The organism is Phycisphaerae bacterium (assembly GCA_028714855.1).
Lineage (GTDB): Bacteria > Planctomycetota > Phycisphaerae > Sedimentisphaerales > Anaerobacaceae > CAIYOL01.
Window position 1 is genome coordinate 97,725 of the sequence record JAQTLP010000001.1, and the last position, 22,480, is coordinate 120,204.

The window sequence follows — 22,480 nt, forward strand, 5'->3', positions numbered from 1 at the left end:
GTGCAACTGGCCAGTTTGGTAAAGTTGGCAGAATACATCTTCAATCAAAATGGCGTAAGCCAGGCCTAAGGCAGCGCAATCAAAACCGTTGGTACCTAAACACCAAAATCCATTTTTCCCCGAATTTTTTTACTCCTTTTCCTGCATCGAGTTACGAGAACCGAGCGACAAGCAACGAGCTCATTTTTCGCATCAATCGCGCAAGTCCGCCCTATTATAGAAAGGAGGTGCTACGTTATGAAAAACCAAAAACTTTACTTTGTCCCTTTGTGCCTTTGTGGCTCAAATTCAATCAATCAAAATGAACAAATTATGCAAAACGACCCCAATTTCCGAAATGCCAAAAATTGCTATAACATCAGTAATGACAATAACTACGAACTATGAACAACGAACTGTGAACTATCAAAAACGAACCCAATCAAACCCAATTTTACCCGTCACTCCGTCTGGCGGATTTACTTCAACTTGACCTTGATTCCTTTTTTGCGGTACTCAGCCACCATCTCTCTTAAGTCCTTCAGCAGGACTTCCAGCTCATCGCTGTTTTCAAGCAGCTTTTCGTACAGCCGCGCGTCATTTATTAACTTGCCGGTGGTGCCCTGTCCGCTGTTTATCTTCTCTAAAATCAAGCGTAACTCCGCTGATGTTTTATTTATCTCCTCACTTGTGCCTACTCCGGAAGCAAGGAGCTTTTTAAGGTCCTCCGTTGCAACTGACAGATTGGCCAGGGTCGTCTTGATATTTTCTTTGTTTGCCTTGTCGCCGACAATTTCGTTGGCGTTATTTATAAAAACGGTCAGGCTATTAGCCAGCTCGTCCAGCTTTTTCTGGCTCTCTTCCGGGAAAAATTCGCTGGTCATACCTGTCGAGCCCTGCAACAGCATTTTATCGACCAGATATGCTGTTTCCGGCCGGTTCGGGTCACGCTGCACCAAAGGCAAAGTAGGGTCAACCGCAAGCTCAATGTAGCTGCTGCCCAACCCGCGCGTCATCAATTTCACTTTAATGTTGGATGGAATATTGGCGTATTTTTTATTAATACTAAGAACAACTACCGTTTGATGATACTTCAGGCCGGTATTCAAATCTTCGCGTATCTGTGGAGGCATAACTTTTGTCACGCTGCCGATTGGATAGCCGCAAAAGCGGACGGGGGTATCTTTCACTACTCCCGGCGCTGTCGGGAACTGAACAAACACCTGAAACGAACTGAGTTTGCTGACAACTGTGGGAAAATCGTTAAACATGAATATAAGCCATACAATTGCGCAAATAGCCACTACCACAAAAATGCCCACGACAATATTGCGCCTTCTTTGTGCGGTTTCATAATCACTCACTTTTTACTCCCTTTCAAATCGGTCCGGCCTTCCAGAAACAATTCTCTTATGGCACGCAGAGGATAGCCGCTATCGTTGAGTTTTTTTATCAGCTTAATGCGCTCTATTGCTTTTTCGTCAAACAGCCGTCTGCCGGTCGGCGTAATCTCTGTGGGCTCAAGCAAAGCTACCATCAGGTAATATTGCAAAGATTGCCGGGAAATACCAGCTTTTTTTGCGGCAGCGCCTACTGACGTTAATTTGCTTTTCTCGCTCAAAGATTGTCCTCATATATGCTTTTAGCGCTTCTGCCCCGGTGTGAAAATCGCAAATTATCCGATTTTCACAACTGCGGCGGCTGCCAGAGCAAGAAACGAAGCTTTTATCTGCTCGAATTTCAACTGCTTCAAAGTCTCCTTTGAGTTTATCGATTTACCTAATTTTTTCGACAATTGCGGAGAAATCATTAACAAATAATCAAAACCCTGCGGTATACAATCCTGACTTTGCCGAAAAGCCTCACGCAGCAGCCGTTTCAGCCGGTTGCGCTCGATGGCACCGCCGCAGGATTTGCCGACAGAAACACCAAGTCGCGGATAACCACAATCATTTTCTGCAGCATACAGTACAAGCAATCCATTGGCGACCCGAACCTTGCGGGCCAATACAGCTTCAAATTGCTTATTACTGGCAAGTCTCTGTTTCTTCGAGAAGAAAAACCGCTTCAAGATTTCACCATAAATCGCCAACTGCTTAATCACTCATTAAGTATATTATCGGCTTTTTGCTTCTCTGGCAATAATCCTGCATATGGTGGGTAATCAACCGGATAATTACCCGAAAATAGTGAATTTCCCCCATATTTAGATAAGGATAGCCGCCTGGCTGGTCGGCTTCCCGTTATTTAGAAATGGCCTCTGCGCCGAGCTGCTGATGCATCGCACGAGATTCCGGAATGTCCGCACCTTCTTTGTTTTGCAGCGATATGGCAACAGGTATATGTTCTATCCCATCGTACTTCATCTCCTCAACGACCTCGAGACTCCGCTGCTCTCTGGTGGGCATATAGGGAGAGAGCACTGCTAAGCCGCCCCAGGCAATAAGGCATGAAAATACTGCTACTACAACTCCCGCCTTCAGCCACTCAAAAAAGTGAACATGAGTGCGATATCGCTTCTCCACCATCCCCAACACCACTATGTTTGCCGTTGACCCAATCATCGTAGCATTACCACCCAGGCAGGCCCCCTGAAGCAATGCCCATATTAGAGGTGTGTACCCAAGCTTATTCACAATTGGAATAAACGCCGCTACAAAGACGACATTGTCTACGAAGGCCGAGCCAAGTGCGGATACTCCGATTATTACCGGCGTCAAAATCGAGGGTCTGTTGCCAAAGGCTGCCTGAAAATGACCGGCCATTACCTCCGTTACCCCCGTGTGCTCAAGGGCGCCGGCAACCGCAAACAACATCATAAAGAAAATAAGTGTCCACCACTCCACATCAGCTTCAATATAATGGCGTGCCCGCTCGTGCCGCCAAATCATGAGAAGCCCCGCAATCAATATCGGTGCCACAATCAGAATAGTATTCGGGGCCAGCCCAAGATAGCTTTCAAGATGGCGGTGCAAAGCGATAAAGCCGACCATTCCCAGAAGAATGCCTAGACCTCGCTTATACGGCACCTGAACAAGCGGCCCGAGCCCCAGCCCCATTTTACGCCGGACCTCCAGCTGCTCGGAAAGATGCCGGATGTCACGACGGAACCACCACAATAATAGGCATATCGACGCTGAAAGCGTAACCAGCATAATAGGAAATGACCACTTTATAAAATCCGGAAAACCCAAAGGCGGAACCGCGTTTTGACCAATGAGAATCCCGACAGGATTGCCAAGCATCGTGCCTGTTGAGCCAATGTTAGTCGCCATCACTGCGATGATTATGAAAGGCGTGGAACGCACTTTCACAGTATCACAGACCTGGAAAATCAATGTGGCAATAAATATAATAGACGTTACCTCGTCCACAACACAGCTCATTAGCGCCGCCAAAACAGTGATAATGACAACAAACATTGGGCCGGTCATATGGCGGGTTTTGATGACGCCCTGGATAATCCAGGTAAATAGGCCCAGTTCTTTCAGCACACCAACGACTACCATCATCCCGACCAGAAACAAAATCACGTCCAGCTGGCAACTCTTAATAAACGTCGGCAAGTCCAGCGTCCCGGCACCCATCAGGACGCTAATACCGACAAAAGCAATGGCCAGTCGGAACTTCCAGAACAAAAGAGTCGCCATAACAATCATAATAAAAACCGAGGAGGCAAAAATCTGCTGCCGGTCCAGGTGGATAAACATGGTCAGCAAGCTGACTCCGGCGGTAACAGCCAACAGCAAAAATACCCGGCCAATAAGATGAAGTGTATCTTTTTTCCGGTTTAGACCAGCCATATCCTATCCTCGAAGAACCCTGCCCAAAAACTCCCCCAATGAAACCACGCCGATAAGTTTCTCGCCCCGCATTACATAAGCTTGGTTAACCCTCCGACTGGTTATTTCCTTGGCTACTTGAATCGCTGGCGCATCGGCGTCCACAGTCGCATATTCATTTGTCATAATTTCAGCCAGCCACGTTTTGCTTTCGTTATGCAGGATTTCCGCAAATGACTCAAAATTCAGTATGGGTGTGAGGTCTTCCATCCACAGAACATAGTCCGGCAGGCAAACACGCAGCAGTTCGTATGTCGTTACAACACCAACGAGGTTGTTATCCTTATCAACAACCGGCAAATCTTGCAGCCCATGCCGCACAAACAACGTTATGGCTTTCTCAAGCGTATCGTACTCATGCAATTTTACTCTCACCGGCTTCATAATGTCACAGGCACGAACATAACCGGGGAGTGTAACACCGCCGCGGTCGAAAAACTCCCAAACCTTTTCGGGCGTCGGCAGCTCCGCTACTATATCCGCTGTTGCCGGGTCCTGACATATCTTTGCCACAGAACTTACCGCCAGCAGATGCACCGCGGGCGATGCCTTCGGCGAAATGATCAGTACGATGAGCTTTACGGCCTTGTTAACGCCCTTGGCGTAAACTACACCTTTTTTGGAGGTAGCGATACCGACGATAATTTTGTCTATCTCCGGCAGACGGGCGTGCGGCATAGCAATCCCTGGCCCGACAATCATCGGTATCTCATTCTCGCGCTCTTGAATTGCCTTGTACACCTCTTGAATATTTTCAATCTTTCGCTTGCGTGTCAGAACATTCAGCAATTTCTGCAATATCGCGTCCCGGTCCGTAAGCTCGGTCTGGCATATAACTTCGGCAGGCCCAAAAAGTGATGAGAATTGAATGGTGTTACTGCCTCTCGGCATAAATTTGTCCCTTACATATATTCCGGTGAAACGCCGATATAACAATAAAAAAACCGCTCAACAAAACTCCTGTTCTCAGGAAACGGCAGGCTCACGCCTGTCAATCAGTTGCATTCAGATAAAAAAAAAGATTGTATCATAGAACACACTCGCAGTCAAGAAAAACACCTCGATGCTATTACCCTTTTGCCGAACATGTCTATAGTGTAGAGTCAAAAAGTATCATTTCCGCCGCTTATGCCGCAAGATTAGCTTTGATTTAGGGCACAAACAATATATACTATTTGGATTAAATCCCAGTTTCCAGGATAACGGCAAAATGTCAAAAAAGAACAATCAGTTAAGTTCCCGGCTTGTATTTGTTATTTCCATAATAATATTAGCCGTAACGCCGGCTTTGCCGGGATGCAAAAAACAACCTGCCTCTGAAGAAGCGGTCAAGCAAACCCAAACAGAAGATAATAACAAACCCTCGTCATCTGCACCAACGGTCGAAAGCCTCTCTTCGCCCGCCGTAGCGGAATCGAAGGCCAGCCCCAATAATGTCATAGCTCTGCCGCAGGCAAAGCCCAAAACTGATATTATTGAAGGCCCGAATACCGCTCCAAAAACAAATCTAAGAGATGTCATCATGGCGGCAAGGACGTGGGGAGCCGTTTACACCCATTCGTTTGGCCAAAAGGCGCCTGACTTCACCTTGACCGACATCAACGGTAAACAACATAAATTAAGCGATTACCGCGGCAAAGACGTTTTAATTAACGTCTGGGCGACCTGGTGCCCCCCCTGCAGAATAGAATTACCGCATCTAATCGCCTTGCGAAACCAGGTCAGCGAGGACAAACTCGCTATACTGGCTATCTCTTATAAAACCGCATATCCCCCGGAAACGGCCGAAAAGGTCAAAAGCTTCGCGGAACAAAATAAAATTAACTATACCGTCTTTTCCGCTGATGCTGCCGCAATGCCGCCTCTTTTCACTCGCATGACCAGTATTCCCTGCAGTTTCTTTATTGACCCCGAAGGCAAAATAAAGCTGATTACCGAAGGCCTGTTATCGTTGGGCGAAATCAAAGCCATATTGCAGGCTGAATAGCCGTAAAACGGCCGGGCCTGCTTTTAAAAAACCTCAAAATTTTTCTGGACAATGCCGAATAACGTGGTTAGAATAGTAGTTTCTGTAAGTTAAATTCCTTATTAATTAAAGGCGGTAACCTATGGCACATAAAAAAGGACAAGGCTCTACAAGAAACGGCAGAGACAGCAACGCCCAGTACAGGGGTCTAAAGCTGTCCGGCGGTCAGGTTGCAAAGGCAGGCTCAATCATCGTCAGGCAATGCGGGACGAAATTTTCCCCCGGCCTGAATGTACAGATGGGCAAGGACTACACATTGTTTGCTACAACGGCCGGACACGTGCGTTTCCAGGGCCGAAAAGTCCACGTCGACTGACGGGAAAAAAATGGCTGATAAAAAAAAGGATGGTGTAATTACCATCCTTTTTTTGTTATCAGGATATGACATATGTTTATCGACAAGGCACAAATCTGGGTTAAAGCCGGTGACGGCGGCAACGGCTGCGTGAGCTTTCGCAGGGAAAAATATATCCCCAAAGGCGGACCCGACGGCGGCGACGGTGGAAAAGGCGGCAGCGTTTACTTCGAAGCCGTCGATGACCTCGACACTCTTATGGATTTCACAGGTAAACATCACTGGCGAGCACAGAACGGCCAGCAAGGCTCGGGCGCAAACAAACACGGAGCAAACGGCCAGGACCTCATAATCCAGGTCCCGCCTGGCACGCTTATTTACGATGCCGAGATGGAGCTGCCCCTCAAGGACCTTAACGAAATTGGAATGAAGGTTTGCGTCTGCCGCGGCGGAAAGGGCGGAAAAGGAAATAGGGCCTTCGCAACCTCAACTAACCAAACCCCAAGATACGCCGAACCGAGCGAAAAAGGTCAGGAAAGAAATCTCCGGCTCGAATTGAAACTCATCGCCGATGTCGGAACTGTCGGCTTGCCTAATGCCGGAAAAAGCACTCTTATTTCACGCTGCTCCGCCGCAAGACCGAAAATCGCTGATTACCCGTTCACCACTATTGAACCGGTGCTCGGTATCGTTGAACTAAGTGACTACCGCCGGTTCGTTTTAGCCGACATCCCGGGCCTGATTGAGGGCTCTCATAAAGGAGCCGGCTTAGGAATCGAATTCTTAAAACACATCGAAAGAACTCGAATAATTGTCCACATCCTTGATATAATGCCCACAGACGGCTCCGAACCTGCGAAAAACTATAAGGCCATTCGCAAAGAACTGAAGCTGTACAGCAAAGCTCTGGCCGAAAAACAGGAAGTTATCGTTGCTAATAAGATAGACCTTGACCCCGACGGCAAAATAGTAAAAGAACTGAAGAAAAAGATAAGAAAAACGATATATCCAATCTCGGCTGTTACAGGCCAAGGCGTCAAAGAATTGACCGAAATCCTGTGGCAAAAGGTCAGAGAAACTAAAACCCCAGTTGAGTAATTATTTATGAACTTAATCGCAATAGATATCGGCAATACGAATATCACAATCGGCCTTTACCTCAAGGACGAAGAGCAGTTTATTAAGTCTGTCCCGGGCAAATCACGCAAAGAGTTAACAGACACTCTTACCTCGGCCTGGGGAAAAATCCCAATAGTCAAAAGCTCCAAAGAAAAAAAACGTAATGGTGTAATCGTTGTCAGCAGTGTAAACCCCGCGCAGACAAAGCTCATCGGCCAAATAGTCGAAGATAATCTCGGCGAAAAAATACTCGTCATAGGCAAAGACATTCCTTTGCCGATGTCCCTTTGGGTAGATGAGCCGGACAAAGTCGGCACCGACAGGATTGTGGCCGCCGCCGCCGCTTACGCCGTCGTCGGGGACGCGGTAGCCGTCGCCGACTTCGGAACCGCCGTTACCATCGACCTTGTTGATGATAAAGGTATTTTCCTAGGCGGCGTTATCCTTCCGGGTTTTGAAATCAGCGCAAAGGCCTTGAATGAAAACACCGCTCAGCTGCCGAAAGTAAACGTCATCCGGCCGAAAGAGCCCTTCGGCAAAAACACAACCGAGGCCATAAACTGCGGATTATATTACTCCGCCGTCGCAACCCTGCAGGAAGTAACCAGGCGTTACGCCGAAAAAGTCGGGAAATGGCCGCACACCGTAATTACTGGCTCCGCCGCCGGAACAATAAAGGACGACTGCGAGTTTGTCGATTCATGGGTGCCAAACCTCGCCGTCAAAGGCATCGTCCTGGCATACCGAAAATACTTAAAAGAAAAAGGGTAAGCCGCCCGACTTATGTACCATTTTAGTAAACAGAGATAACCATGTTAGCATTAACAATACCCACAGTTTTTTCCAACATATGGTTCTGGTTAGCTCTAATATCCATTGTTATTGTAATCCATTATTTTTGGAGTAAAACCCCGCCACCGCCGAAACCAAGCAAATTTTACGCAGAACACAAAAAAACTATTACGAAAATTAGCGACATTTTCATAATCTTCATCATATTGCTTCTATGTCTGCAATGGTTTTCTTTTCCAATTAACACTCTACTAAAGGCCGTGTCTGAGCATCCCCAAATCGGAACACTGGAACTCCGTTTTATCTGTTCAATTTTCCTTATATCCATGATTATCTGTTCAGGTGTAGCTGGTGGCCTCTTTGGCTTCCTTTCGGTCTTCCAATCAAATCTTACTAAAGTCAAAAGAATCATTTTACTTATTGTCTCACTCTTACCATTGACATTTACACTTATAGACCTGTTAATTGCACCCACAGAAAATTTGTGGTTATCTGTCAAAGTTGGTCTCATATATTCATCTATCTCCTGGATAATCAATGGCCCCGCTATAATCACTGGCAAACACTTGCTATGGGTATGGTGGAAACTTTTATGTAAATTACGACTTGTATCGGGAGACTATCCTGCATGATTTGGAGGGGGCTATGAGCGCATTTGCTGCAGTAACAACCGGCAAAGCAACCGGTGCAATAGCCGTCATCCAGCTCGCTGGCGATTCGTCCGAAAGCATCGTAAAAAAGATATTCGTCCCCATAGGTAAAAAACCAGTCGCTTTCAAGCCCGGCAAAATCCTCCTCGGCACAATCAGCGATGGCTCTGAAACCATCGACCAGGTTGTAATCGGCTGCGAAGCGCCCGGCCAATTTGCTATAAACTGCCACGGTAATCCGCTCATTGTTGCAGATATTATGCAATTGCTGCAACGTAATGGCGTCGAACTGCTTACCGCCGAACAGCTACTGACCAAAAATTTCTCCGCCGAAAATCATCCCAATACGATTGCACTCGAAGCCAAACTTACCCAGCTGCAGGCCAAAACCATCCAAGGCACCAAAATAATTGTCAATCAGGATAGCGCAGGTCTGACCAAAACGATAGAAAAGTGGCGGCAGGATGCAACCTCGCTCGAAACAATTAAATCCAACGCCGAACAAATCCTCAAAGATAGCTCAACTGCAAAATTGATTATCTTCGGCTGCACGGCAGTCTTATCAGGTCCGCCGAACACCGGAAAAAGCACACTGCTCAACTTCCTCGCCGGCAGACAAAAGGCAATTGTTACCGATATTGCAGGCACGACCCGCGACTGGGTCAGCGCCCAGTGCCTAATCGGTCCGCTCTCCGTTGAGTTCATCGACACCGCAGGTCTCACCGAAACTCTCGGCGACACTATTGAAAAAGCATCTCAGCAAAAAGCTGTTGAGCTTTTAGATAAGGCTGATTTGGTTTTACTCGTTCTGGATAACAGTCGGCCGGCAGAACAACTCGACAAGAAGCTCCTTGATAAAATCGCCAAAAGAAGAATTCTGACGGTCCTGAATAAATCTGACTTACCCGCAAATTTCGATACAGGTAAATTGCCGAAAAATTTAGCAAATATTGTGCAAATAAGCGCAAAATTCGGCAATGGAACCGAAAATCTACTCAAAAAAATCCAGATAATCTGCGGCGTCACCGATTTCAATTTGAAAACCCCCGTCTGTTTCACCGCCCGGCAGGAAAACCTCTTAAAACAGCTCCAAAAAGCCAAATCCGAACAGCACGCACTTTCAATTATAACAGAGTTGTTAAACGCCCCGCTTAGTGTATAATCTGCTTCTATGACCGCAGAAACTGATAATCTGACCCCTGCGATGAAGCAGTTTGTCCGGTTCAAGCAAAAATTCCCGGACTGCATCCTCTTTTTCCGCATGGGCGATTTTTACGAAACCTTCTACGAAGACGCCAAAACCTGCTCGCGCGTCTGCGGCCTGACTCTGACCAGCCGAAGCAAAGGCGACAACCCCGTCCCGCTGGCGGGCGTCCCCTATCACGCCGTCGAAGGCTATCTGAAAAAAATGCTGCAGGCCGGCTTCAGGGTCGCCGTCTGCGAGCAGGTCGAAGACCCCAAACTCGCAAAGGGCGTCGTCAAGCGTGACATCGTTCGAATCGTAACCCCCGGTACCCTCACCGATGATTGCCTCCTCGACGCCAAAGAAGATAACTTTCTCTGCGCCGTCAACCTCACAGCTAATTCCAAAGCTGCTATAAGCTGGGTCGATATCTCAACAGGTCACTTCTTCGCCCAGGAAACGCCTGAAAAAAATCTGCTCGACGAATTGCTGCGACTGTCCCCTGCGGAGTGTCTCCTGCCTGACCGTCGCGGCGAATTGTTCGAAGCCGAAACAAAAAAACTTGCCGCTGACATCGCCCAGATGACCGGCGCAATCGTAACCGAACGTCCCGCATGGTATTTCGACCCTTATCAGGGACAAAAACGGCTACTCAAACATTTCGGCACCGCCACGCTCGAAGGCTTTGGCATCGGCGACAACGACTGCCCAATCATCCCCGCCGCCGGCGCAATCATCGAATACCTCAACGAAACACAAAAGACAACCCTCAGCCACATCCAGAGCCTGAAGAAAATCAACCGCAGAAATTTCCTGCAAATCGACCAGGCCTCTCTTGCAAGCCTGGAAATCCTGCGGACCATTCGCACCGAAAGCTCGAAAGGAACTCTCCTGAACTGCCTCGACGAAACACTGACACCGATGGGCGGCAGAATGTTCCGCACCTGGCTGTGTATGCCTCTTTCCGACCTCGGCGAAATCGTCCTTCGGCAGGACACTATTGAGGAAATGCTCAATTCCGGCTCTTCGCTGGCAGACATTCGCAAGCTGCTTGCAGGCATCGCCGATACCGAGCGAATCGCTGCCCGTATCAGTACCGGCCGCGCAATCCCACGCGACTTCATAGCCCTCGAAGCCACATTAAGGCTGGTCCCTCTCCTGCGGCAGCTTCTGACGCAATTCAAAGCTGACCTCGCTTTGCAGCTCGCCCAAAAATGTGACAGTATGGATGAGCTTGCCGACCTGCTCGCCTCCGCCATCGAGCCGAACTGTCCCTCGCATCTTCGTGACGGCGGCGTAATCAAAAAAGGCTTCAACGAGGAGCTTGACCGCCTCCGCTCCATCTCGAAAGACGGGCAAAGCTGGCTGCAGAATTACCAAAAGCAGCAGTCAGAACGCACCGGCATAAGTAATTTGAAAATCGGTTACAACCAGGTCTTCGGCTACTATATCGAAATAAACCACTCGGCTGCAGACAGAGTTCCATCAGACTACGTCCGAAAGCAGACCGTCAAAAACGCTGAACGCTATATCACCGACGAATTGAAAAAATACGAAACGCAGGTCCTAAGCGCAGACGAAAAAGCATTAGAGCTGGAGCTCCAGCTCTTCGAGCAGGTCCGCGCACAGTCCGCTCAATACATACCCCGCATGCAAAACCTCGCCGACACCATCGCCCGGTGCGATTGCCTCTCGTCACTTGCTTATTTAGCGGCTCGGCGAAATTACATCAGGCCGAAAATAACCGACGGCGGCGAGCTTGTCATAAACGAGGGTAAGCATCCCGTCCTCGCCGAAATCCTCGGCTCAGAATTCGTCCCCAATGATATCGCCATCGGCGGAGACTCCGGCGACTGTTTAGTCATCACAGGCCCCAATATGTCCGGCAAAAGCACCTACATAAGACAGACTGCCTTACTGGTCATTATGGCCCAAATCGGCTCCTTCATCCCCGCAAAAGACGCCCAGCTCGGATTGGTCGATAGAATCTTCACCCGCGTCGGCGCCTCCGATGAGCTTGTTCGAGGCCGATCGACCTTTATGGTCGAGATGACCGAAACCGCGAACATCATCAATAACGCCACCGGAAAATCCCTCGTCATCCTCGACGAGGTCGGCCGCGGCACAAGCACCTACGACGGCTTGGCGCTGGCCTGGGCTATTACCGAGCACATCGCGAACAAAATAAAATGCCGAACGCTTTTCGCCACGCACTATCACGAGCTCACCGAACTGGCCGAACTGTTTACCAATGTCAAAAACTGCAACGTCGCCGTCCGCGAATGGGCCGACGAAGTCGTCTTCCTGCACAAAATCCTCCCCGGCGGAACCGACAAATCCTACGGGCTGCACGTCGCAAAATTAGCGGGCGTACCCAAATCTATCATCGAGCGAAGCAAAGAAATACTCGAAGAACTGGAAAACACTTTCACTAAAGAAGCGGCCGGCTCACATTTAGCTAAACACAAAACAAAAAAACCGCAGCAGGATATCATCTTCGTTCAGAAGCACAAGAGCGTCTTAGATAAACTCTCATCAACAGATGTGAACAGCTTAACTCCCATCGATGCAATTAATCTGTTAAATCAGATAAAAACCGAAATCGACAAAAACGAATAAAACCCGTATTCTGTAATTATGGCCGAATACAAACAAGATACCTTAGCTAATTTCCTCACCACTGCGCTCGATATGGAAGATGAAATCGCCGGCAGCGTTTACAAAGATTATATGGACGCTAAGAACTGGCCGAAGAACCTCCGGCCGGATGCCTTCGAAAAAATAAAGGAATACTTAACCGTCCTCATCGAAGATACGCGAAGACACAGAAAAATAATCGCAGGGCTTGTTAAACAATATGGACAAGATAAAAAACCGGAATAAAGAGAAAATCATCGGCGATTTTGAGATGATGAAGGACTTCGAGCTGACCGTCAGGGACCTCTACATCAGGATTACAAAATCGCCCGATGTAAAAGACCAGACAATTAAAGATACCTTCGCAAAAATCGCCGACGACGAGCAGCGTCACTCCGAGCTCGTAGGCAGAATCATCAACATCACATCGAACGCCCTGTAGTTTGCGTTACCTGCTGTTTATCCCCTTTAAATTGTTATTCTTCCTTTATAATCCTTCCTCGTAAAGCTGTTCGATTTCTTCCGCAGTTAATGCCCTGTCATAAACACGAACATTATCAATGATGCCGTGGAACCAATTTGCGTAATAAAAATTAATAGCACCTATCAATGAATTGCCGGTGGAGTACGCCAGATCACTTCCTGAGCCGCTGTAGGCTCCACCATCATTTACGGCGTCAATATATAAATCCATATCCGTCGGACCGCGCACTACAGCAGCCACGTGATACCACCTGTCCGCTAAAAGCGCTGTTGTTCCAACTTTGCTCCTTCTGTGCGATGAGCCGTCTCCGCCGTCGCCGTAATGAATATACAACTGATTATTTTGTCCTACGTAAAAGAAAATGCCATATAAAGTCGGAAACGATGCATCCAGAGCCAGAATCCCATTCTGTACCTCAAGAGTGTCCAACTTTATCCAGGCAGAAATAGTTACCGGCAGCGGCGGTTTCAAACTGCTGTCGTTTCCGAGGTCAACATAATCATCCACCCCGTCGAAACTCAATGCGCTGTTAATATGGCCTGTTGTCCACGTCGGGCCGTTGACTAATGTCCCATCGTTATCACCAGACGAATCGTGTGCTATTGTCCCGCTGCCTTCGTCAAATTTCCAGATGGAAATAGGAGGAGAAGCTGGGAGTGCGATTGCCTCCAATAACCATTTGTCCGCGAGCGCATCAAGGTCCCACATATCCACTATACCATCACCATCCGGCGGTGCAATGTCTGCCGATGGCTCGCCCGGTGCTTCCAGCCATTGCGAGGCCAGTATCGCAAAATCGACAAAGTCAACATCGCCGTCTCTGTCTAAATCTGCTGAATTCGCCGGATAATGATAACCCATATCCACAATGTCTCTGTCGCCTGCTTCGTCCGTGCGGGTTGTAAATTCACCCAGACCTGAATTCTCAGCCGTATCACTTCCTGAATCCACACAGGGACTGTCAAAAGATTGTCCGGCTTCAATCTGGCTCAGGTAATAATCGCCGCCCGGCCCGGTTACAAAACACGGGTCGCTGTGGATTACCCCTGTTCCGCTGTCGCCGGTGTCACTAATACAGGAATACGTCGCTGCGCAGCCGTAAAGGTCGTCATCACCATTGCCCCACACAATGCAGTTTGTAATTATCGTAGTTCCGACTCCTGCTATGCCGTCACCGTCAATGGCCGTATTATAAATAATCGTACAGTTTGTGATAGTTGCTGCTGAGCTGCAGAATATGCCTCCTCCGGCAACTCCACCATGGCCATATCCGTTATCGACTGCTGCTGCATCGTTGTTATTAATAATACAATTCCTTATCATCGCAGACGAGCTGTCGCAATAAATACCTCCGCCTCTGCCGTCATTGCCCGAATTTTCGTCCCATCCATCATTGCCGCCGTCAGCTCTATTTTCACCGATAACAGAGTCGTGTATCAATAAGCCGCCGCCGCAGTAGATTCCCCCTCCGTTTGCTGTTCCGCCGTTATCTCCGCCAACTATTTCCCCAAGATCATAGAACGTTCCCCCAGGACCGCCATTAGCTGAATTACCGGTAATTTCACAGTCAACTATCGTCATACTGCTGTCCCAACTGATTAATATGCCCCCGCCGTATCCATCTCCGCCTTCTCCTAATGTCCCTTCGCAGCCGCTCATACCGCATATTTTATCCTCGCCTGCTTCGCCTGTGGCAGTATTGTCGCTGATATCACAATTAATTAAAGTCATATGGCTATCAGATGTGCAATACACTCCGCCGCCCTCACCGTCTGAGCCGTCCCCCGACCCTCCTGAACCAATCGCCGTGTTATTGGTAATAATGCAGTTCTTAATCGTCGGAGATGACCCGCTGCAGTAGATGCCTCCGCCCGTACCGGGGCTGCCGCGTATCTTTCCTCTCTTTATGGTTAAGCCGGAAACTACGCTGTCTCCATCCTCCCCGCTGTGGAAATAAAAGCCGCGATGACCTATTGTGCCCTCGCAGTCAATCACCGTTGCTGCGACCACATCCGGGTCATTCGGGTCAATACTTCGAACAGTTATGGCCTTACCCAAAAAGTCGATATCGCGGTTACCGGCTCCTGTATATGTCCCCGGCGCAATAATTACCACATCGCCGTTACTGCAGGCATTGATTGCCTCCTGAATCGTTGAATATACGCTCGGAACATGCCGTTCCACAGCCGTTGCAGAACCTATGAATAGAACGATATTCCCTAACAGAATCGTGAAAAATGCCGACGTCCTCATTTTCGTGTCCTCCTAAATTGGTTTTCGTATAACATTATACCCCCTACCACAACGTCCCCCAAAAGTCAAGAAAAATCCCCTTGTAATATCGAAGAAACACGTGGAATTTTTTGGCCGTCCCTGTCCCCAGCCATTTCCATATAGTCGTTCAGTTTATTTCAAAATATCGTCAGCGATTTGTCTAAATTCTTCGCATTTCCCCGTATATTTGCAGTATTTTTGCGTACATTTTTCGCAATTTTTCTCACTTTTTAGCACTTTGCAACCACGAATTTGCGCGTTTTGTGCCCCCCAAATCGCCCAACTTTATGCAGCGCAGTTTACCTCGCCATTTTTATGATATAACTTTTTAAGCTTTGTCTGCAATAAAAGGCCGGTAGAGAGCGTCTGAACAGGTGAACAAAACGGCTGAAAAGTAAAGAAAGGAAGGGTAAAAAAATGAAAACGTCAAGATACATATTAATAGCAGCGGCAGGTTTGGTGATTGGATTGTCGAATGCGGCTTTGGCACGGCCTAAAGCGCAGGCAAACATTAACCGCGGCGGGCATCAGGGTTTTAATGTTGCTCAACGCAACGATTATGGACGTGGTTCATATAGAACCCCTGCCCGTTACAATTATTGCGAGCCGGCCTGGGGTCGGCGAGACTATCGTCCGCAGCAGCAAACCATTATTATCGGCGGCTTGTCACGGCAAACCGGCTTCGGTGGATTTCTCCAAATAATTATCAGCCGCTAACGACTAAATCGCGGCGGCGGCTCCGGCTAATGCACCGGTTGACCAGCACATCTGGAGACTGTAGCCGCCGCAGGGGCCATCGGCATCTAAACTCTCGCCTGCGAAAAACAAGCCGGGGCAAATCTTCGACTCCATCGTTTTACTGTCTATTTCAGAAGTACTTACGCCGCCGCGTGTGATTATCGCCTCCGCAATCGGGCGGGTTTTTACGATTGAAAGCGGCAGCTTTTTCAATAGTTGAGTGATTTTTCTTCTATCCTCTTTTTTTAACTGGCTGCCGGTTGTCTCCGCAATCTCCGCCCGCCGACAAAGAAAACCCGCCAGCCTCTTGGGTACAATATCGAATAACACGTTTATAATGGTTCGTTTCGGGTATTTCGCAAACAGGCCGAGCAGGCATTCATCAAATTCGGCATCATTCATCGCCGGGGTAAAGTCGATTGTAATTTCGAGCGGCTTTTGTGCAGGCAAATAGTCAGTGAGGTGACGGCTCATATCCCACGCCGCGAGGCCGCCTATGCCGTCATCGGTAAAAACAAGCGCACCTGCGGTGGTAATTTTTTTGTTATTTATGCGAGCGGAGATTTTTACGTTTTCGATGGCTGTCCCCGCAACATAAGCAGGCCAATTTTCGCGAGTTACAAGCGGCACGAGCGACGCTTTGGGTTCGACGATTGTGTGCCCCAGCTCTTTTGCGAATCTGAAACCATCGCCGGTTGAGCCGGTCTGAGGGAAAGACAATCCGCCGGTCGCGATAATAACTTTCTCAGCGAGGAAACTGTCGCGGCTTGTATGGATTTCAAAAGAATTCTCCTGCCGTGTTATATTTTTGACGGGTTTATCGAAAAAGAAGCGCACGTTGAGGTCTTTTGCGCGTTTTATCAAACAATCTCTTACATCTTCGGCGCGGTTGGTGACAGGGAATACACAGCCATCTTTCTCGACAATACTTTCCAAGCCCAATTCGCGGAAGAACTGCCGAACCTGTTCGGGCGGGAATTTATGCAAACAGTAACTAAGAAATCTGCCTTTCGGGCCGAAGGAGCGGACAATTTCATCGGGACTGCCCGTATGGGTAAGATTGCATCTGCCGCCGCCGGTCAGGAGGAGTTTTCTGCCAGCGGTGGTATTGGTTTCGAAGACGGCGGTTTCGACCTTACCAAGCGCACAGTGGATAGAAGCCATAAGGCCCGCGGGGCCTGCTCCGATTATGCAAACTTTCGTTCGTTCCAAACCGAATCTCCTTAGACAATCGCCGGTAAACATAGACAAGAGCGAATTTTACATATATAATAGCCGCTATCAAATTTTTTGGAGAGTAAAATATGGCTAAAATCACCAAGCTCGATGATATCGTATCTTTGTGCAAACGGCGGGGCTTTATATTTCAGTCCAGCGAGATATACGGCGGATTAGCAAGCTGTTACGACTACGGGCCGTTAGGTGTTGAGCTGAAAAATAACGTCAAGAAAGCGTGGTGGAAGGCGGTCGTACAGATGCGCGATGACGTTGTGGGGCTGGACTGCAGCATTCTGATGCACCCATTGGTATGGAAGGCGTCCGGCCACGCGGACAAATTCGCGGATTTGATAGCGGAGTGCAAAAAGTGCAATGTCAGGACGCGCGTGGACCATCTTAAAGAGAAGGCAGCGGGGCAGGCTGAGGAACATACAGAACATATTGCAATCGATGCGGCGATGGCGGGAGCGGGCAATTTAAGCAAAAAGGCATGTCCGGCCTGTGGGGCGGTCGGGCAATTTACCGAGCCGATGCCGTTCAAGTTGATGTTCGAGACGCAAATGGGAGCCAACGTTGACGATTCGATGACGATGCAGCTTCGCCCGGAGACGGCGCAAGGGATTTTTGTCAATTTCAGGAATGTTCTCGATAGTACCCGCGTCAAGATACCTTTCGGAATCGCCCAGATAGGCAAGAGTTTCCGCAACGAGGTAACGACCAAGGCGTTTATTTTCCGCACGCGGGAATTCGAGCAGGCGGAGCTTGAGTTTTTCTGCGAGCCGGGGACAGATGAGAAATGGTTCGAGCACTGGAAAGAGCAGCGTTTCAACTGGTATTTGAATCTCGGCATAAAAAAGGAGAACCTGCATTTTCGTGAGCACGCGAAAGATGAACTTGCGCATTATGCGAAGGGGTGCGTCGATGTCGAATATAGATTTCCGTTCGGCAGCGGGGACTGGCAGGAACTGGAAGGAATCGCAAACCGCACGGACTTTGACCTGCGGCAGCACCAACAGGGGATGAGGACGCTCAATAAGTGGTTCGAGAACGACAGGAAACTGACGAATATCAGTTTGGCAGACGAGGCGGAAGATTACCAGTCCGGGCCGTTGTCGTATTTCGATGAGGAGAAAAAAAGGCGCTACATTCCTTATGTGATTGAGCCGAGCGCAGGTATGGATAGAAGCGCATTGGCCTTTTTAGTTGACGCGTACGACGAAGAGGAGGTGCGCGGGGAGCAGAGGAATCTTTTAAGGTTTCATCCGGCGATTGCTCCGATTAAGGCAGCCGTTTTCCCGCTGGTCAAGAAGGACGGTATGCCGGAGATTGCACGGAAAATCTACGACGATTTGAAAAGGTATTTCAACTGTTTTTACGATGAGAAAGGCGCGGTCGGCAGGCGATACCGCAGGCAGGACGAGGCGGGGACGCCGTTCTGCATCACTGTTGACGGCCAGACGTTACAGGACCAAACCGTTACCATCCGCGAGCGGGATTCGATGGAGCAAATAAGGATTTCAACAGACCAATTGCGTAATCACCTGCGGGAAAAACTGGATATGTGACAAATGTCCGAACAAAAAGAACAACAAACAGAAAAGAAAAAAGCCGGTCTTGCAAAAAGAGTTTTAAAATGGTTCGGCTTCGGACTACTCACACTTCTGTTAATTATATCTATTCTCTTTCAGGGGCCGTGGAAAGCTACAACACTTCTGGCAGTTTTTACTGCAAGCTTTTTCCTGCCTAAACCTTACGGAAAATACTTCTGGCTCTGTGTCGGCGGCGTTGTAGTCGCATTGATTGTCTGGGTCTTTTTGCCGGAGGAAACCGAAGGCTGGCGGCCGTATACATTCGATAAAGAAATGGCTGCCCTTAAAGCGAAATACGCAGTGCCGGACGAACAAAATGCCGCAATTATCTATAACCAATTATTGGAAGACTATAATAAAGCTGAGTTAGAACCCAATTTTGTCGACCCTAACCTTAAAGACTTAATCAGGAAAGAATTCTGGTTAAGTAAAGACTATCCAGAAGCAGCCCAATGGCTTAAGCAGCAGCAAGGAACAATAGCAAAGCTCATTGAAACATCCAAAATAGAAGAGTGCCGATTTCCAATTAATTTCGACATTATGAAATTTGGTGAAAGATCTGGGCCAATAAGAAGGTGGGCGAACTTGCTTATTTCGGCTGGAAATAATGATATCGCTGAAGGACGAATCGAAGACGGGCTTGAAAAATACATTGCTGTGCTGCAAATGGGAAAACACCAGTGCCAGCAACCAGCAATAATCGACCTTTTGATCGGGATTGCTATAGAAGCGCTCCCAACCAGTAATCTCAAAAGATTCATTGTTACAGGTGATGCTACAGAAGAATATCTAAACATGGCTGAACAAGCCATTGCCAAAACTGAATATAACTGGGGCACAGACTTGTCCAGAATTCTCGACTGTGAAAAGCTGTATGCTAAGAATTATTTGGAAATACTTTATGAGGTAAATACAGAAGGCAAAATCAGATTCAACCGAGACCCATTTGCGGTAATGAGGCCATCGATGGAGAAGCTGTTAGAGTCTAACCAGATAAAAGACCAAGAACAAATCGAGCTTTTAAAATCGCGTATGTATCCTGCATATTGGCATAAAAAACTTATTAAGGCATCAACCATATTAAACTGGTTTTGTATGCCCTCCACGCCGCAGAAGGCCGGAGAAATTATTGATTCCGAATATAAAAGATTTTATGCAATGGCAGAACCGGATTTCGATTGGCAAAAAGGTGAGGAGAAACCCGCCAAGATGCTTAGGCTCAACTACCGTTATTTAGTTGAGCGTGTGACCGGAATAGTAGAGCCGGTTTATTACAGCATTCATGATACATATCTTCGAACTATCTCGCAACAAAGGGGCGCTTTGCTAACGATAGCGTTAAGACGCTACAAGAACGAAACCAGTCACTGGCCGGAGAGTCTTGATGAAGTCAAGCCATTGGCCGCAGAGGAAATCTTTGTTGACCCGGTAAACGGAGGGTCTTTCGCCTATAAATTAGCAGAGGATAATTTTAAACTCTACAGTAAAGGCAAGAACAACATCGATGAAGATGGTCAGTATAATTCAACGTGGGACCCTAATAGCCAGGAATATAAGGAAGAAGAGGATGACTGGCTAATCTGGCCACCCAAAGGGGGATGTAAGTAATGGTAACTGATAAATTAGAAAATGCGTATTTATATGCGGGGCTTTCGGCGAAGATAAAAAAGGGACTTGAAATCCTGAAAGATGAGAAGCTATCCGCGAAAAAAGACGGACGCTACGAAATTGACGGCGACAATATTTACTGCCTTGTCCAGCGATATACGACCAAGCCCATCGAGGAAGGCAGACTAGAAGCCCACAAAAAGTATATTGACATTCAATTCGCTGCAGAAGGCGAAGAGGTGATAGGGCACTCTGAGCTCAGCCAATTGAATATCGAAAAACCGTACGACGAAGCTAAAGACGTAGCCTTCTATGAGGTACCGGAGAAAATAAATACCGTAAAATTGAGCAAAGGAATGTTCTGTATCCTGTTTCCGCAGGACGGACATATGCCATGCTGCCAACTGGCAGGCCCATGCGAAGTTCTAAAAGTAGTTGTAAAGGTGAAAATTGGAGACTAAACAAAAGCAGGGAAACAGTCCGCCTGAGATTAAGAAAAAGTCATGCTTCACAAGCCGTATCGTATGGCTGGCGTGGGTAAGCATTCTGCTGCTATTGCTGGCGGCGGGCCTTTTTTTAGAGGTGCCGTGGAAAATAACAACGCTTGTATTTGTTTTTCTGTTTGCCACCACTATTCTGCCGCGTGCGTATAGAAAATGGTTCTGGGCAGGGGTCGGCTGCACATCTGCAGCGGTTATAATCTGGATTTTTCTGCCGGAGGACAACGCAAGCTGGCGGTCATATACGTTCGAAAAAGACATGGCGACTCTGAAAGCAAAATACGCGATACCGAACGGAGAAAACGCTGCCGTAATCTACAACGCATTACTGGAAAGTTATGACCCTAATTCATTTAACGACGACTCATCGGACGGCGAACCAGACAAATTTCCCATGATGGAGCCGTGGTTAAGCAAGGAACACCCGGTAATTTCAGAGTGGCTGGAAAAGCACCGAACAACAATCGATACTCTTTTGGAAGCCAGTAAAATAGAACAGTGCCGGTTCCCGATTAATCCCAATATTACCGGAATGAACAGCATAATGTACCGATTGGCATCGATGAAAAGATGGGCACATCTGCTTATTTCGGCGGCAAATAATGATGTGGCCGAAGGACGGACCAAGGATGGATTTGATAAATATATCGCCGCGCTTCAGATAGGAAAGCATCAATGTCAACAGCCAACGATGGTAGATTCTCTGGTCGGGGTCGGCATAAAAGACCTTTCAATGAGTCAACTCAACAGAATCATTGTAGAGAGTGACACAGGAGAAGAGTATTTAAGCCTTACTGAACAAGCTCTGGAAAAAATTAGACAAGACTGGAACACAGACCTGCCGAGGATTCTCGAGTATGAGAAGCTGCTGACCAAAAACCTCTGGGGGCTGTTCTACGAGGTAAATTCGGATGGAAAGACAAGACTAACCCGCAATTTTGCCGATACAATAAAAAAACAATCGCCAAAAGACATACAAGACGAGCTAATTGCGCTATATTGGTATCAAAAACTGATGAAGGGGCAGGCCATATTAAGCTGGTTTTATATGCCCTCTACGCCGGAACGGGCCGGTATAATCGTCGATGAGGTTTACGGAAAATGTTACGCGATGGCTGAGCCGAACTACGACTGGAGAAAAAGGCCGATGGGATTCTCCGTATTCCCAATCAAACTTAATTACCGCCATTTAATTGAGACGCAGCTTAGTATTTTAGAACCTGTTTATTACGGCGTTCACGATACATATTTTCGGCATATCGCACAGCAAAGAGGCGCTTTGCTCACAATAGCGTTAAGGCGCTACAAGAACAAGACCGGTTACTGGCCCGGAAGTCTTGATGACATACGGGCGTCGGCCCCGGAAGAACTCTTTGTTGATCCAATCAACGGCAGTTTTTTCATCTATAAACTAACGGATGAAAATTTCACATTCTACAGCAAGGGCAAGAATGGCATCGATGATGAAGGTAAACGAGACAGGCGGGGTGAAGAGGAAACAGGCGCAGACGACCTGCTAATCTGGTCAGGTGAAAATTTTTGAATC

20 protein-coding genes are annotated in these 22,480 nt (G+C 47.9%); 13 read left to right on the forward strand and 7 right to left on the reverse strand.

Features of this window, described 5'->3' with window-relative positions; all coding sequences use genetic code 11:
* Positions 1–458: 458 nt before the first annotated feature.
* The 5 genes from PHG53_00450 to PHG53_00470 all read right to left on the reverse strand — a co-directional run bounded on the left by PHG53_00450 (position 459) and on the right by PHG53_00470 (position 4,712).
* On the reverse strand, positions 459–1,343 hold the full coding sequence (locus PHG53_00450; GenBank protein MDD5380096.1) for an MlaD family protein: 885 nt from the start codon (positions 1,341–1,343) through the stop codon (positions 459–461).
* Complete coding sequence (locus tag PHG53_00455; protein MDD5380097.1) at positions 1,340–1,600, reverse strand: helix-turn-helix domain-containing protein; 261 nt, start codon at positions 1,598–1,600, stop codon at positions 1,340–1,342. Before PHG53_00455 ends, PHG53_00450 begins: the two co-directional genes overlap by 4 nt.
* A 54-nt stretch (positions 1,601–1,654) precedes the next feature.
* Positions 1,655–2,083 (reverse strand): ribonuclease P protein component, encoded by a 429-nt coding sequence (gene rnpA / locus PHG53_00460; protein MDD5380098.1) that lies wholly within the window; start codon positions 2,081–2,083, stop codon positions 1,655–1,657.
* Positions 2,084–2,222: 139 nt separating this feature from the next.
* Positions 2,223–3,782, reverse strand: a complete 1,560-nt coding sequence (locus PHG53_00465) for an SLC13 family permease (GenBank protein MDD5380099.1) — start codon at positions 3,780–3,782, stop codon at positions 2,223–2,225.
* A gap of 3 nt (positions 3,783–3,785) precedes the next feature.
* Complete coding sequence (locus PHG53_00470; protein ID MDD5380100.1) at positions 3,786–4,712, reverse strand: PTS sugar transporter subunit IIA; 927 nt, start codon at positions 4,710–4,712, stop codon at positions 3,786–3,788.
* A 319-nt stretch (positions 4,713–5,031) separates the two neighbouring features.
* On the opposite strand from PHG53_00470, the gene PHG53_00475 reads away from it, so the two are divergent.
* From PHG53_00475 to PHG53_00510, 8 genes are all read left to right on the forward strand, one after another.
* A complete protein-coding gene (locus tag PHG53_00475) occupies positions 5,032–5,808 on the forward strand; it encodes a TlpA disulfide reductase family protein (protein ID MDD5380101.1) in 777 nt (258 codons plus the stop codon).
* Between the two features lie 121 nt (positions 5,809–5,929).
* Positions 5,930–6,163: a 50S ribosomal protein L27 gene (gene rpmA / locus PHG53_00480; protein MDD5380102.1), complete on the forward strand. Its 234-nt coding sequence runs from the start codon at positions 5,930–5,932 to the stop codon at positions 6,161–6,163.
* Between the two features lie 72 nt (positions 6,164–6,235).
* Positions 6,236–7,240: a GTPase ObgE gene (gene obgE / locus PHG53_00485; GenBank protein ID MDD5380103.1), complete on the forward strand. Its 1,005-nt coding sequence runs from the start codon at positions 6,236–6,238 to the stop codon at positions 7,238–7,240.
* 6 nt (positions 7,241–7,246) lie between these two features.
* Positions 7,247–8,032, forward strand: a complete 786-nt coding sequence (locus PHG53_00490; GenBank protein ID MDD5380104.1) for a type III pantothenate kinase — start codon at positions 7,247–7,249, stop codon at positions 8,030–8,032.
* 666 nt (positions 8,033–8,698) lie between these two features.
* Positions 8,699–9,865, forward strand: coding sequence for a 50S ribosome-binding GTPase (locus PHG53_00495; GenBank protein MDD5380105.1), 1,167 nt, complete (start codon positions 8,699–8,701; stop codon positions 9,863–9,865).
* A 9-nt stretch (positions 9,866–9,874) separates the two neighbouring features.
* Positions 9,875–12,505, forward strand: a complete 2,631-nt coding sequence (gene mutS / locus PHG53_00500; GenBank protein MDD5380106.1) for a DNA mismatch repair protein MutS — start codon at positions 9,875–9,877, stop codon at positions 12,503–12,505.
* Between the two features lie 18 nt (positions 12,506–12,523).
* Positions 12,524–12,769, forward strand: a complete 246-nt coding sequence (locus tag PHG53_00505) for a hypothetical protein (GenBank protein MDD5380107.1) — start codon at positions 12,524–12,526, stop codon at positions 12,767–12,769.
* Complete coding sequence (locus PHG53_00510; protein ID MDD5380108.1) at positions 12,744–12,965, forward strand: hypothetical protein; 222 nt, start codon at positions 12,744–12,746, stop codon at positions 12,963–12,965. Before PHG53_00505 ends, PHG53_00510 begins: the two co-directional genes overlap by 26 nt.
* 45 nt (positions 12,966–13,010) lie before the next feature.
* Here the strand turns inward: PHG53_00510 and PHG53_00515 are convergent, their stop codons facing one another.
* On the reverse strand, positions 13,011–15,260 hold the full coding sequence (locus tag PHG53_00515) for a hypothetical protein (protein MDD5380109.1): 2,250 nt from the start codon (positions 15,258–15,260) through the stop codon (positions 13,011–13,013).
* Between the two features lie 438 nt (positions 15,261–15,698).
* On the opposite strand from PHG53_00515, the gene PHG53_00520 reads away from it, so the two are divergent.
* On the forward strand, positions 15,699–15,998 hold the full coding sequence (locus tag PHG53_00520; GenBank protein ID MDD5380110.1) for a hypothetical protein: 300 nt from the start codon (positions 15,699–15,701) through the stop codon (positions 15,996–15,998).
* 3 nt (positions 15,999–16,001) lie between these two features.
* On the opposite strand, the gene PHG53_00525 is transcribed toward PHG53_00520, so the two are convergent.
* Positions 16,002–17,231: an NAD(P)/FAD-dependent oxidoreductase gene (locus PHG53_00525; protein MDD5380111.1), complete on the reverse strand. Its 1,230-nt coding sequence runs from the start codon at positions 17,229–17,231 to the stop codon at positions 16,002–16,004.
* A gap of 92 nt (positions 17,232–17,323) precedes the next feature.
* Between PHG53_00525 and PHG53_00530 the strand changes: the two genes are divergently transcribed.
* Genes PHG53_00530 through PHG53_00545 form a run of 4 tightly spaced genes read left to right on the forward strand, consistent with a single transcriptional unit; the run spans position 17,324 to position 22,477 of the window.
* Complete coding sequence (locus PHG53_00530) at positions 17,324–18,802, forward strand: glycine--tRNA ligase (protein MDD5380112.1); 1,479 nt, start codon at positions 17,324–17,326, stop codon at positions 18,800–18,802.
* A 3-nt stretch (positions 18,803–18,805) separates the two neighbouring features.
* Positions 18,806–20,434, forward strand: a complete 1,629-nt coding sequence (locus PHG53_00535; GenBank protein MDD5380113.1) for a hypothetical protein — start codon at positions 18,806–18,808, stop codon at positions 20,432–20,434.
* Positions 20,434–20,895: a YhcH/YjgK/YiaL family protein gene (locus PHG53_00540; protein MDD5380114.1), complete on the forward strand. Its 462-nt coding sequence runs from the start codon at positions 20,434–20,436 to the stop codon at positions 20,893–20,895. Before PHG53_00535 ends, PHG53_00540 begins: the two co-directional genes overlap by 1 nt.
* Positions 20,885–22,477: a hypothetical protein gene (locus PHG53_00545; GenBank protein ID MDD5380115.1), complete on the forward strand. Its 1,593-nt coding sequence runs from the start codon at positions 20,885–20,887 to the stop codon at positions 22,475–22,477. The genes PHG53_00540 and PHG53_00545 overlap by 11 nt, the downstream gene beginning before the upstream one ends.
* Positions 22,478–22,480 lie beyond the last annotated feature (3 nt).